The organism is Streptomyces sp. NPDC087901, assembly GCF_044742205.1.
In the GTDB taxonomy this organism is placed as follows: Bacteria; Actinomycetota; Actinomycetes; order Streptomycetales; family Streptomycetaceae; genus Streptomyces.
On sequence record NZ_JBIUUC010000005.1, the window covers coordinates 120851 to 133832 of the forward strand.

General features: G+C 70.0%; 11 protein-coding genes and 2 riboswitches. Of the genes, 4 read left to right on the plus strand and 7 right to left on the minus strand.

Going from position 1 to position 12982, the window contains the following annotated elements; genetic code table 11:
- Window positions 1-53 precede the first annotated feature (53 nt).
- From ACIOEW_RS17725 to ACIOEW_RS17735, 3 genes are all read right to left on the minus strand, one after another.
- Entirely contained in the window at window positions 54-1076 is a 1023-nt protein-coding gene (locus ACIOEW_RS17725) for a transporter substrate-binding domain-containing protein (RefSeq protein WP_401964552.1), read from the minus strand.
- A gap of 132 nt (window positions 1077-1208) precedes the next feature.
- Complete coding sequence (locus ACIOEW_RS17730; RefSeq protein WP_401964553.1) at window positions 1209-1994, minus strand: amino acid ABC transporter ATP-binding protein; 786 nt, start codon at window positions 1992-1994, stop codon at window positions 1209-1211.
- Entirely contained in the window at window positions 1991-2995 is a 1005-nt protein-coding gene (locus ACIOEW_RS17735) for an amino acid ABC transporter permease (RefSeq protein ID WP_401964554.1), read from the minus strand. The genes ACIOEW_RS17730 and ACIOEW_RS17735 overlap by 4 nt, the downstream gene beginning before the upstream one ends.
- Window positions 2996-3321: 326 nt before the next feature.
- Window positions 3322-3429, minus strand: a riboswitch (SAM riboswitch).
- A gap of 124 nt (window positions 3430-3553) precedes the next feature.
- Window positions 3554-3698, plus strand: a riboswitch (SAM riboswitch).
- Window positions 3699-3750: 52 nt separating this feature from the next.
- On the opposite strand from ACIOEW_RS17735, the gene ACIOEW_RS17740 reads away from it, so the two are divergent.
- Both ACIOEW_RS17740 and ACIOEW_RS17745 read left to right on the plus strand, forming a co-directional pair.
- Window positions 3751-3801 carry a putative leader peptide gene (locus ACIOEW_RS17740; protein WP_393063431.1) on the plus strand — a complete coding sequence of 17 codons (51 nt, stop codon included), beginning with the start codon at window positions 3751-3753 and terminating at the stop codon, window positions 3799-3801.
- 185 nt (window positions 3802-3986) lie between these two features.
- The gene (locus ACIOEW_RS17745; protein WP_362545999.1) at window positions 3987-4775 is read left to right on the plus strand and encodes a glutathione S-transferase C-terminal domain-containing protein; all 789 of its coding nucleotides are present in this window, start codon (window positions 3987-3989) and stop codon (window positions 4773-4775) included.
- Between the two features lie 10 nt (window positions 4776-4785).
- On the opposite strand, the gene ACIOEW_RS17750 is transcribed toward ACIOEW_RS17745, so the two are convergent.
- A complete protein-coding gene (locus ACIOEW_RS17750) occupies window positions 4786-5376 on the minus strand; it encodes a helix-turn-helix domain-containing protein (protein WP_401964555.1) in 591 nt (196 codons plus the stop codon).
- 207 nt (window positions 5377-5583) lie between these two features.
- Here ACIOEW_RS17750 and ACIOEW_RS17755 point away from each other — a divergent pair, with 207 nt between their 5' ends.
- Both ACIOEW_RS17755 and ACIOEW_RS17760 read left to right on the plus strand, forming a co-directional pair.
- Window positions 5584-6813, plus strand: a complete 1230-nt coding sequence (locus tag ACIOEW_RS17755) for a benzoate/H(+) symporter BenE family transporter (RefSeq protein WP_401964556.1) — start codon at window positions 5584-5586, stop codon at window positions 6811-6813.
- Between the two features lie 96 nt (window positions 6814-6909).
- Complete coding sequence (locus ACIOEW_RS17760; protein ID WP_401964961.1) at window positions 6910-8703, plus strand: ABC transporter ATP-binding protein; 1794 nt, start codon at window positions 6910-6912, stop codon at window positions 8701-8703.
- Window positions 8704-8756: 53 nt separating this feature from the next.
- Here ACIOEW_RS17760 and manD read toward each other — a convergent pair whose 3' ends face one another.
- The 3 genes from manD to ACIOEW_RS17775 form a co-directional block, all read right to left on the minus strand.
- Entirely contained in the window at window positions 8757-9971 is a 1215-nt protein-coding gene (gene manD, locus ACIOEW_RS17765) for a D-mannonate dehydratase ManD (protein ID WP_401964557.1), read from the minus strand.
- 70 nt (window positions 9972-10041) lie between these two features.
- The gene (locus ACIOEW_RS17770) at window positions 10042-10257 is read right to left on the minus strand and encodes a hypothetical protein (protein WP_362545987.1); all 216 of its coding nucleotides are present in this window, start codon (window positions 10255-10257) and stop codon (window positions 10042-10044) included.
- A 228-nt stretch (window positions 10258-10485) separates the two neighbouring features.
- On the minus strand, window positions 10486-12879 hold the full coding sequence (locus tag ACIOEW_RS17775; RefSeq protein WP_401964558.1) for a glycoside hydrolase family 9 protein: 2394 nt from the start codon (window positions 12877-12879) through the stop codon (window positions 10486-10488).
- Window positions 12880-12982 lie beyond the last annotated feature (103 nt).

Below are 12982 nucleotides of genomic sequence, written 5' to 3' on the forward strand. Positions count from 1 at the left end.
GGCGCGGCGGGGACCCGGCCGCGGCACGGCGGGGTCCCCGGACGGGCGGTGGATCAGGAGTTGTCGAGCGGCAGCCCGGGCGGGTCGACCCGTGAGCTGTCGACGGCCTCGTTGGAGAGGTTCCAGGCGGCGAGCCACTGGGCGTACTGGCCGCTCTTGATCAGGTGGTTGACCGCGGCCGCGATCGGCTCGGCGAGCCCGCTGTCCTTCTTCGCGGTGGCCGCGATCAGGCCTTGGAGCGTCGAACCCGCGCCGGAGAACTTGCCCGCGTTACGCGTCGCGTTCGGCGTGTTCGCCGTCTGGGTGATGTGGTAGGCGATGCCGGGGTTGGGGCCGAAGGACGTGTCGATCTTCCCCCCGGCCAGTGCCAGCGCGGTGGCGTTGCTGTCCCGGTAGTACTTGACGTCGAGTGTCTTGCCGTCCTTCGCCAGTTTCTCCTTCCACTCCAGAAGGATCTTCTCCTGGTTGGTGCCCGCGCTGACGGCGACGGTCTTGCCGGCCAGGTTCCGGTAGTCGCCTTCGAAGTTCCAGGTGCTCTTCTTCGCCACCTCGAAAGCGAGGTTGTCCTGCCGGTAGGAGGCGAACTCGTACTTCTTCTTGCGTTCCTCGGTGTCGGTGACGTTGGACAGGGCCACATCGACCTTGCCGCTGTCGATCCCGACGAACATGTTCTCCCAGGTCGAGTTCTTGATCTCCGCCCTGAGCCCGAGGACCGCCGCGACCAGTCGGCCGAGGTCGGGTTCGGCGCCGGTGAGCGTCTTCTGGTCGTCGCCCACGTAGGCCAGGGGCGGGAACCCCGCCGGCAGCGCGCCCACGCCGATCACCAGCGTGCCTCGCTCGGCGACCTCCGCGGGCAGTCCGGCACTGATCGACTTGACCTCGGACACTTTGAGTCCGGTCTCCTTCCCGGCGCCGTTGGAGAGGGCGCCGACGGTGACCGTTCCGGCCGCCGCTGTGCCGCTCCTGGAGGCGGCGTCGCTGTCGCCGCACGCGGCGAGACCTATGGCGAGGGAGGCGACGGCCACGGAGGCGGTGACGCCGCGGATGAGGCTGCTACGGAGGCTGAGGGTGTGCATGACTGTCCTTGTCGGGTGGCGGGTGGCGGGTGGGCGGTGGTGATGCCGAAGGAATGCCGGATGGGCGGTGGTGGTACGGAAGGAATGCCGGGTGGGCACGGCCGGACCGCCTCGCTCCACGAAGTGCGGGGGTCAGAGCACCTTGCTGAGGAAGTCCCTGGTCCGGTCGTGCTGCGGGTCGTCCAACACCTGGGCGGGCGAGCCCTGTTCGACGATCCGGCCGTCGTCCATGAAGACGACCCGGTCGGCGACCTCACGGGCGAAGCCGATCTCGTGGGTGACGATGACGAGGGTGGTGCCGCTGCTCGCCAGGTCCTTGATGACCGCCAGCACCTCGCCGACCAGTTCCGGGTCGAGCGCGGACGTCGGCTCGTCGAAGAGAATGACGCCGGGCCGCAGGGCGAGGGCACGGGCGATGGCCACCCGCTGCTGCTGGCCGCCGGACAACTGCCGGGGGTACGCCCCGGCCCGGTCGGCGAGGCCCACCCGGGCCAGCAGGTCGCGGGCCCGCTCCCGGGCCGCGCCCTTGGCGAGCCTGCCCGTCGCCACCGGGGCGGCCGCCACGTTGTCCAATACGGTCAGATGCGGGAAGAGGTTGAAGTTCTGGAAGACGAAACCGATCCGGCTGCGCTGGGCCAGAATGACCCGCTCGCTGAGCTCCTTGAGCCGTTCACCCTGCCGGCGCACACCGATCATTTCGCCGTTCAGGCTGACATGGCCGATCTCCGGCTTCTCCAAGTGGTTGATCACCCTGAGGAGGGTGGACTTGCCCGAGCCCGACGGCCCGAGGATGACCGTGACCTCGCCTGGCCGCACGGTCAGCCCCACACCGTCCAGAACCCGTTGGCTGCCGTACCACTTGTACACGTCGTGCACCTCGACCGCGGCCGGGCGTATCTCCTGCGTGTCGGTGGTCATGTCGCCGTCTCCCTCCGGACCCGGGCCCTCAGTTCGCCGAGGCCGGTCCGTACCTTCCGCAGCGGGGTCGGCGGCAGGGTGCGCAGCGCGCCCCTTGAGTAGTGCCGCTCGACGTAGAACTGGATGACGGACACTGCGCTGGTGAGGATCAGGTACCAGACGGTGGCGACCAGCAGCAGGGGCACGATGTCGCCGGGGTAGGTGCTTCCCATGCTCTGTACGGAGCCGAACAGGTCGAGCAGGGAGACGTAGAAGACCAGCGAGGTGCCCTTGATCAGACCGATCAACTGGTTGACGTAGTTCGGGGTGATCGAGCGCAGCGCCTGCGGGAAGACGATCTTCGCGAACTGGTACCGCCTCGGGAGGCCGAGTGCGGCGGCCGCCTCGTGCTGCCCCTGGTCCACGGAGAGGATGCCGCCGCGCACCACCTCGGAGGCGTAGGCCGCCTCGTTGAGGCTCAGTCCGACGACCGCGACGGCCATGTCGGTGGCAAGGCGCGACTCGTCGAAGGTGAAGAAGGCCGGACCGAACGGCACCCCGACGCTCACCGTGCGGTAGAGCGCACTGAAGTTGTAGAGGAACAGCAGGACCACGATCAGCGGCACCGAGCGGAACAGCCAGGTGTAGAGCCAGCTGGCCGTGCGCAGCACCGGGTTCGGGGAGAGTCTCGCCAGGGCCAGCAGGACACCGCCGAGCAGGCCCAGCGCAGCGCTGTACACCGCCACTTCGAGGGTGATGACCAGCCCGTCGAGGATCGCCGGCCGCAGGAACCAGTACTGGAAACGGCCCCATTGGTAGAACGGGTTGGTCACCAGACCGTGAATGATCTGGGCGACGAGTACGAGCACGACGACCGTGACGATCCAACGGCCGGGACGTCTGAGCGGGAGGACCCGCTGCGCCGCCAGGGGCTCGGGCGCGACGGTCGGGCCGGGACGGGGGTTCGCCTCGGTGGGCGGCGCTGGTCCCGGGGACACAGCGACGCCGGAGAGTTCACTCATGGAGGGCTCCAGCGGATACGGACACCCCGGACCGCGGGAGGCCGCGGCACCGCACCCGTCGGGGACGGGTCCGCGGGACGCGGCACACAGCGCGGCACAGGGGCCGGGTGGGGAGAGGACACACCGCGACAGCGGTGGATGTCAGGGGATCGGAGGGCCGTCAGCCCTGACAGAGAGGGCGGGAAACGGCCGTACACAGCGCGCTGCTGACACGCAGCAGGTCGACGGAGCGGTCCGCGCACAGCAGGACGCAGCCGCGAGGCCGTCGAGCGGCCATCCCGTCAGCTGCGTTCATCCCGCTCACCGTCACCATTCCGCCCCGCGGGGCCTCACGCTTACCGAACGTCATCCGGTCCGGTCCTCACCTGGGGCACCCCACTGCGTGCGAGGGTTGCCGGCCGGCAAGCCAGGGCTCTTCGCCGGCACTCGTGACCGTTCTGCTCTGCGCCGGAGGTTAGGGCCGCACCGAAAAGGATGTCAACGCCGGTGACCACCAGTCGAGACGGCTTGTCCCGCCTTCTTGACGGCACCACCGGACGCACCGAAACTGGCGTGGACGGTCACGATTGTCAGCGCTGCACGTGCGGGATCTCCCGCTCGTGCGGTCATCGGCCCCGGCCCGCTGACAGGCAACCCTTCCACCGCGATGGGGTGCCCCGGGTGACGACCGGGTCCTGTTGGAGCAACAGGACAAGCGCGGTCTCGCGTCTCGCGAGCCCCGATGGCAGGACCGGTGGGAATTGCCCAGGAACGGCTTGACGAGGCGCCTGCACATCGATCTGTTGCGCGTCTCCAGCGCTTACTAGTCCGCGTCGGACCCGTCCCCGTCCGATCGGCCGGACTCCTTGTCCCGGCGCGCTCGAACCGGGATCGAACGGGTCCCCTCGGTCCGGACCGGTACGCAAGCGCAGTCGCTCCGCATCCGTCCGCCGGTGCCGGCATGGCGGCGGTGGCTTTGTCGTTCCCCCCAGGGATCCCCATAGGGAGAGTCATGCCCGAGACAGCATCGCGCGGTTCCAGTACAGGCAACTCGCCGCAGCGCGGCCCCGTTTCCTCCGCCTCCGCTTCACGCGCCGCGGGCCTGCGCCCGTCGTCGGGTGTTCCGTCCCCCCGCTTCGACAGCCGGATCGGTGTCGGCCTCGCCGGCGGCTTCTATCCGGCTCCGCACCGCTACGAACTGTTCCTGTCGGCGAGTTGTCCGCGCTCGCTGCGCATCTCCATCACGCTCGGCCTCCTCGGTCTGCGGGACTCGGTCGCCACCACGCTCCTGACCCACCCGGCCGGAACACCCGAGGCCTTCGCCTCGCTGCGCAGTGCGTACGAGGCGACGGTGCACCACTACGACGGACCGCTGACGGCTCCCGCTCTGTGCGACCGCTGGAGCGGCCGCATCGTCAGCAACCACACACCCGACATTCTCCGCGACCTGGCCGGTCTGCTGTCCGGGCACAACGAGGCCTGCCCCTCCGCGCTGCACCCGCCGGAGCTCGCTGCGGACATCGAAGCCCTGCGTGAACTGCTGGACCAGAAGGTCACTCCGTCCGCATCGCCCTCGGAGCGAACGGCGGCGCTCGACCTGATGGAGCGCCGGCTATCCTCGCATCCCTATGCGCTGGGTGCGGAGCTGACGGCCGCCGACGTGGACCTGTGGGTGGCGCTCGTCCAGCCCCACCCGGTCAACTCCTTGTCCCCGTACCCCCGGCTCCAGGACTTCGTGCGCCGACTCGGCGACCACCCCGCTTTCCCGCGCGCGAACGACGTGGCGGCCGACGCGGCGTGAGCTTCTGCGCTCAGCCGTCGTCGCGCACGGTTCCCCGGCCATCTCCCCCTGCGAGCTCCCCCGGCGGGGGATAACGGACGAAGAGGATGCCCTGCACATCCCCGTCGGGCGCGCCGTAGACATGGGGTGCGTCGGCCCGCCAGTGCGCGGAGGCGCCGGGGCCGGCCGTACGGGTGTCGTCCGGCGGCCCGACGACGGCGGTGCCGGCCAGCACCATCAGGCTCTCCTGCGTACCCGGGACGTGCCCTTCCGACTCCTGTACGGGGCCCGCCGCGATGCTGATGCGGAACACGTCGGTGACCGCGGCCCCGTCCTCGTACCGCTCCAGAAGAACGGCGGTGACGGCACTTCCCGAGACGCCGGGAAGTGCCGAGCCGGAGCCGTCCCTCGGGCGCAGGTCGCTCAGTACGGCGCTGAGCGGAAGACCGAGCGCGGTGGTGAGTGCGTACAACGTCTCCAGGGTGGGGTTGCGCGTGCCGCTCTCCAACTCCGAGAGCGTGCCCTTGCCCACGCGGGAGCGCCGGGACAACTCCGACAGCGACAGGTCCCGCTCGCGCCGCAGCGCTCGCAGCCTGAGTCCCACGTCCTCGTTCAGCCCCATCGGCCGTGCACCTGCTCCACTGTCCTGGTTGACGGGCGTCGGCCCGCCTCTCTAGTGTTCCACATACAGAACGTTCCGTATACGGAACGCCCCGCGGGCGCACCGGTCGGCAGCCGCCATCGGCGCAGCCAGGGACCGCACCCGGTCCGGCAAGCACCGGGCCGGACGCGCACCCGGCCGGACACAGCACAGGAAAGTGGCTCACTCATGTTCGCGATCACCCGCATACGCTCCGCCGCGCCGCCCTCGGCCGTGGTCGCCGGCCTGATCGCCGTCATGGTCGGGGTCACCAGTTCGGCGGCGCTGGTCTTCACGGCCGCGCAGGCGGCGGGGGCGGACTCGCGCGAGATCTCCTCCTGGATGCTGGCGCTCGGTGTCGGACTGGCCTGCACCTGCATCGGGCTGTCGCTGCGTTACCGGGCGCCCGTCGTGACCGCCTGGTCGACGCCGGGCGCCGCGCTGCTCACGACCGGTCTGAGCGGTGTGCCGATGGCTCAGGCGGTCGGGGCGTTCGTCTTCTCGGGCCTGCTCATCCTCGTGAGCGGTGTGACGGGCTGGTTCAGCCGTCTCATGGGCAGGATCCCGGTGCCGCTGGCGGCCGCACTGCTCGCCGGGGTGCTGCTGCGGTTCGGCACAGGTCTTTTCAGCACGATGGACGGCGGATTCGCGGTCGCGTTCCCCATGTTCGTGCTCTACCTGCTGGGCCGGCGCCTGCTGCCCCGGTACGCGGTGCTGCTGGCGCTCGCCGCGGGCGTGGTGGCCACCGTGTTCACCGGCGGCTGGCAGCTGGGCAAGGTCCGGCTCGCCCTGGCCACCCCGGTCTTCACCGCGCCGGAGTTCGACTGGAAGGTCCTCGTCAGCGTCGGTGCGCCCCTGTTCGTCGTCACGATGGCCTCGCAGAACCTGCCCGGCGTCGCCGTGATCCGCGGTGCCGGCTACGACGTGCCGGTCTCACCGCTGATGACGTGGACCGGCGCGGCCAACGCCGTCCTGGCGCCCTTCGGGGCGTTCGGCCTCAACCTGGCCGCGATCACGGCCGCCATCTGCACCGGCGAGGAGGCACACCCCGACCGCGACAGACGCTTCCTCGCCGCCGTGTGGGCGGGCGTCTTCTACCTCTGCGTCGGCCTCCTCGGCGCCACCGTCGCCTCGCTCCTCACCGCGATGCCGCAGGAACTCGTCCTGGCGATCGCGGGGATCGGTCTGCTCGCCACCATCGAGGCCTCCCTGTCCGCGGCACTGGCCGACAAGGCGTCCAGGGAGGCGGCCGTGGTGACGTTTCTCGCCACCGCCTCCGGCTTGACGCTGCTGGGGATCGGCTCCGCCTTCTGGGGTCTGCTGGCCGGCCTGGTCACCAGCGTCATCGCCTCGGCGGGCCGACCGCGCCGCGAGGAGCCGGCACTCGGGCCCCAGCCGGACGAAGTCCGCGTCCACTGAGGCCCATCGGGCCCCATGGCGGTCTCCCGGGGCCCCGGTGTCCCGTCCGTGGGACGGGGTTGCCCCGGACCGCGGGAGCGGGGTGGGATGGACACCATGCAGAAAGCGGTTTCCCCACCCTCCGCCGAACCCCTGGCGCCCTTCGACCACCTCGACCACCGTTACCGCGGCGAGAACCCGTTCCGCACTCTCGGCCACCTCTTCCGGCCCGACCGCGGGAGGCTGGCACTCGCGGTCGCCTTCTTCGTCGTGAAGCACAGCCCTATCTGGCTGCTTCCCCTGATCACCGCCACGGTCCTGGACGTGGTCGTCCAGCACGGACCGGAATCCAGGCTGTGGAAGGCCACCGGCGTCCTGTTGTTCATCCTCGTGATCAACTACCCGCTCCACCAGTGGTACGTACGCTGCCTCGGCGGCAGCATCCGCCGCATGGGCACGACACTGCGCTCGGCACTCTGCCGCCGGATGCAGCAGTTGTCCATCGGCTATCACTCACGGGTCAGTTCGAGCGTCCTGCAGGCCAAGGTGGTCCGCGACGTGGAGTCCGTGGAGCAGATGATGCAGCAGAGCGCCGACATGGGACTCGGTGCCGTCGTGACGCTGGTCGGCGGTCTCGTCGTCATCGGCGTGCGCGTGCCCGCCTTCCTTCCCGTCTTCCTGATCGTGGTGCCCGCGGCCGGTCTCCTCGTGATGAAACTGCGCGCCCGGCTTCGGAGCCACAACGAGTCCTTCCGGCGCGAGGTCGAGCAGCTCTCCTCCCGCGTCGGCGAGATGACCACGCTCATCCCCATCACCCGCGCCCACGGGCTGGAGCGCACGGCGCTCGGCAGGGTCGACGGTTCGCTGCGCCAGGTCTTCGCGGCCGGTCTGCGCCTGGACGTGATCAACGGCCGCTTCGGATCGCTGGCCTGGGTCATCCTCAACACGCTGGGCGTCCTGTGCCTGACGGGGTCCGCCCTGGTCGCCTACCACGGCTGGATGCCCATCACCCCCGGCGACGTCGTCATGCTCAGCGCCTTCTTCACCGTCCTGACCGGCTCCGTGACCACGCTGCTGGGCCTGGCCCCCATCCTCACCAAGGGGCTGGAGTCGGTGCGTTCGGCGGGTGAGGTGCTCCAGGCACCCGACCTCGAACACAACGCGGGCAAGGCGCAGGTCGACCACGTCACCGGCCGGATCGACTTCGAGAACGTCGGCTTCGCCTACGACGACGCGGACCCCGCGGTCGACGGGTTCACCCTCTCCGCACGGCCGGGCGAGACGATCGCGCTGGTCGGCGCATCGGGCGCGGGCAAGTCGACCGTCCTGAATCTCCTCATCGGCTTCATCCGGCCCACGTCGGGCCGCATCATGCTCGACGGGACCGACATGGCGGGCCTCGACCTGCGCAGCTACCGGCGGTTCCTGTCCGTGGTGCCGCAGGAGTCGATCCTCTTCGAGGGCAGCATCCGCGACAACGTGACGTACGGAATGGGAGACACGGACGAAGCCACGCTCATACAGGCGCTGGCGGACGCCAACGCGCTGGAGTTCGTCAAGGACCTGCCGCTCGGCCTCGACACGGTCGTCGGCGAGCGGGGAGCGCGGCTCTCGGGCGGCCAGAAGCAGCGACTCGCCATCGCGCGGGCGCTGATCCGCGACCCCAGGGTGCTGGTGCTCGACGAGGCCACCTCCGCGCTGGACAACCGCTCCGAGGCCCTCGTGCAGGAAGCCCTCTCCCGGCTCGTGCACGGCCGTACGGTCTTCGTCGTCGCCCACCGGCTCTCCACGATCCAGGGCGCCGACCGCATCGTGGCGATGAAGGGCGGCCGGATCGCCGAGGTGGGGACGCACGACGAACTGATCGGCAGGGAAGGGGTTTACGCGGGCCTTCAGCCCGCCTACCCGTAGGCGGCCCGGTCAAAGCCCGCCGTGGCGCCGCCGGACGGCGGCGCCACGCGGCTTCACCAGTCGTGAACGCTGCCGTCCCGGAGACGGTTGACCGGAAGATAGGCCTGCACGTACGGATGCGCGGCCGCCGCCTCCTCGTCCAGCTCCACACCGATACCCGGTGCCTCGCCCGGATGCAGGTACCCGTCGGTGAAGGTGTACGCGTGCCGGAACACCTCCTCGGTCAGAGGGCTGTGGCCCGAGTACTCCTGGATGCCGAAGTTGTGAACGGCGAGATCGAGGTGGACGGCCGCGGCCATCCCGACCGGCGAGATGTCCTCCGGCCCGTGGACGGCGCTCTTCACCTGGTACTGGGCGGCGAAGTCGAAGAGTTTGCGCAGCGGCGTGACCCCGCCGAAGTGGGTGACCGCCGACCGTGCGTAGTCGATCAGCTGCTCGGTGATCAGTGCCTGGTAGTCGTACACGGTGTTGAAGACCTCGCCGACGGCCAGCGGCGTGGTGGTGTGGCGGCGGACCAGACGCAGCGCCTCCTGGTTCTCGGCGGGGGTGCAGTCCTCCAGCCAGAACGGCCGGAACGGCTCCAGGTCCTTGCCGAGCCGCGCCGCCTGGATCGGGGTGAGCCGGTGGTGTGCGTCGTGGAGCAGCGGCAGCTCGGCACCGAACTCCGCACGTACCGCCTCGAAGACGGCCGGAGTGTGACGCAGGTACGCGTCCGTGTCCCAGTCCTCCACCAGGGGGCGGGCCTGCTGGTGGGCGACCGCCGTGCCGTCGTCATCCTTGCTGTACACGCCGTACACGGCCTTGAGTCCGGGGATGCCCGTCTGGATCCGGACGGCTGGATAGCCCTCGGCGAGCCTGGCCCGTACGGAGTCGAGGAGTTCGGGGATGTCGCGGCCGTTGGCGTGGCCGTAGGTGCCGATGCGCTCCCGGCTCGCGCCGCCCAGCAGCTGGTAGAGCGGCAGGCCGGCGGTCTTCGCCTTGATGTCCCACAGCGCCACGTCGACGGCGGCGATCGCGGCCATGGTCACCGGCCCGCGCCGCCAGTAGGCGCCGCGGTAGAGGTACTGCCAGGTGTCCTCGATCCTGTGCGGGTCGAGGCCGGTGAGCAGGGGCGCCACGTGGTCGGTGAGGTAGCTGACGACAGCCAGCTCCCGTCCGTTGAGTGTGGCGTCGCCCAGCCCGGTGACGCCTTCATCGGTCGTCAGCTTCAGGGTGACGAAGTTGCGTCCTGGGCCGGTGACGACGACCTTCGCGTCGATGATCTTCATGCGCGCTCCCTTTCGGAGACGGAACCGATGAACATGGGGTCGTCCACGCCTGCCTGCCGGCAGGGGGATCTCAGTCCTCGATGTAGCCCGTCGCCGGGTCCACCTGCTCCAGGAACCCCCGGGCCGCGTTCTCGAGCTGCGCCCGGTCCATGGCTACGGCCCCGTGAACGGCCGACGTGAATCCGTATCCCGGGTTCGGCCCGGATTCCCAGTCGAAGTCGTAGACCCCGGGACTGCCTGCCCGGCGGGTCACGGTGAACCGCTGACCATCCACGTTCAACACCATGCGCCACTCTCTCCGTCCGTACCGTCTCGGCGCAGCCAACCACAGATCACCGCGGCCCTGCTCCGAGAAACTGCCCGGCGAGCGTGTGCGGCCGGTACGCGGCCGCCGTCCCGGAGGCCGGGGTGTGGACGGGAACGCGCCCGCCTGCGTACGCGCTGAGCGGCACGGTCACCGGGTGACGGCCCGAGGGGTGCTGTCCCGGCCGCGCCGGTCAGCACCCCTCGTCGATCAGCCGCACTCCGTCCCGTTGAGGGTGAAGGGGGCCGGATCCTGTGCCGGCGCACCGGTGGCCTGGAACCCGAAGGAGACGCTGCCGCCCACCGGTATGCCCGCGTTGTGCCCGGCGTTCTTCACCGTCACGCGGGAACCGGACTGGGTCGCGGTCGCGTTCCAGGCGTTGGTGACCGTCTCGGCCCCGCCGAAGGCGAAGCCCAGCTGCCACCCGTCGACCGGGGCCGTTCCGGTGTTCCGCACCGCGACGTCGGCCGTGAATCCGCTGCCCCAGGACTGACTGACCCGGTATGTGACCGCGCAGGATCCGGCCGGGCCGGGCGTCTCTGTGGGATCGGGCGTCGGCGTCGGGCCGGGTGTCGTGGTCGGATCGGGGTCGGGCGTCGGTTCCGTGCCGCCCGGGGCGGTCCCCCACTGCGGCGCCGCACCCTCCAGAAGCACCATGTGGGGCGCGTCCACCGGTGTGGTGCCGGGGGTCGTGGCCGACGACGGGTAGGACCAGTCGTCCGACGGGTCCCAGGCGCCGGCCGACGTGATCCGGAACTGCACCTCCTTGCGGTACGCGGACTGGCCGGCCGGCGCGATGTCCGTACCGGAGCAGTCCACCGTCACGTGGTAGACGTCGCCCTCGTCATGCGTGGGGCCGGTCACCTCACCGCACTGGTTGTAGTTCGTGGTGAAGCTGATCTGTTCGGGCGTGACGCCCGGTTCCAGGGTGAAGTAGTAGCGCACGGACGCATCGGTAAGGGCGCGCGCCGGCCATGCGGACCGGTTCACCAGATAGGCCTTGATCTCGGTGAAGTTGCTGCCCGCCGCGTTGACCGACGCCTGGACGGACATCTCGGGCCCGTCCGGTGTCTCCTGCTGCGGGAAGTCCGCGAGCGGGGCGCCGCCGTACTCGCCGTAGAGCCGGGCCAGGGCCCCGGTGAAGGCCGCGTTGTAGTCGGTGGCGACCTCGTTGTTCACGTAGTTGGAGCGGTCGTCGGTGTACGTGTCGTCCGCCGCACCGGGCCCGCCGACCAGCGCTCCGTACAGCGTGTGCCGGCTCTCCACGGGGCTGGTGATCTGGTCGGTCCACGAGCCGTGGGCGGTGCGGTGGTGCGGCTCGGTCGGCGGGTTGCTGCCGAAGCCGACCACGTAACTCGACTTGCGCGGGTTGTCGCCGAGCGCGTAGTCGATCTGACGGACCGCGAAGTCGTGGTAGCGGGTCTTGCGGGTGGTGTCGGTGGTCAGCCAGTCGGAGTAACTCAGCGCAACATAGGCGGTGTTCGCCGCGTACCGCAGCGATCCCCAGCTGTCCAGCACGGCCTGGCCGCCGGGCGAGTAGGCCACCCGCTGCCCGTTGACGCCGACCGTCCACCAGTCCAGCCAGCGGTTCGCGTCGTCGACGTACTTCTGCTTCCCCGTCAGTTGTGCGAGCAGCACATACGCCCCGTAGGAGCTGTCGTCCCAGGAGAGCGTCCAGCGGTAGGACCGTACGGTGCTCTGCGGCTCGGTCGAGAGGTTGTCGTAGTACGACTCGGCCTTGGCCAGGTACGCGGTGTCACCGGTGGCCTTGTAGAGCCAGATCGCGCCCCAGACCAGCTCGTCGTTGTACCCGCTCCAGGAGTTGTAGTACGCCTGCGCGTCGGTGATGCAGTCGCTGTACTTGCCGCGGTAGGTGTCGGCGAAGGTGTACAACTGCTTCGCGTGGGTGACCAGCTTCGCGGCGTACGCCGGGTCGCTGCCGGCGAACACCATCGACGACGAGGCCAGGGCCGCGGCCGTCTGGCCGGCCAGGTCGGTACCGGGACAGGAGGCGTCGATCCTGTAGGCGGGCCGCGCCATCGGCATCACCTCGGCCGGCCCCCACCACTTGTGGTCGTCACCGCCGTTGCCCACCTGCCCGTAGAGGACATGGGGTGACGGGTGCGCCTTGAGGAAGTAGTCGTTGACGAAGCGGAGGTTGTTCCTCAGGTACGGAAGCTGGCCCGAGGCTGCGTACGCGTCCTCCTGCTCGACACCTCCCCAGGCCAGCATGGTGGTGGAGAAGGCCATCGGCAGGCCGAACTTGACGTGGTCACCGGCGTCGTACCAGCCGCCCGTCAGATCGAGGCCGACGTCCTTCCCGTCGTCGAGGGCCGAGCCGCCGCGCCAGCCGACCCGGTTGCTGTCGGGGAGGGTGCCGGACTGCTGCGCCTCGTAGAACAGCACCGACTTCTGGAGCGCCTCGCCGTAGTCGAAGGCCGGTGCGGCAGTCGCGTTGCCGGACAGCGACAGCGGAAGCAACAGACCGGCGCCAAGAGCGAGTGCCAGCGCGATGGCTCCGGGGCGGGCGGACCGGTGCGCGGACAGGCTGTCTCCGGCCCGTCGGCGTCGTCTTCGCAGGGTGGGGAGAGTGAGCGCGCGCAACGGAACATTCCCTTCCGTACGTCGGTGGGGGGCGGGACCGCAGCCCCATGGGAGCACCAGACATGGGAGCGCTCCCACGCTTGGTGCTCATAAAGCCAGCCAC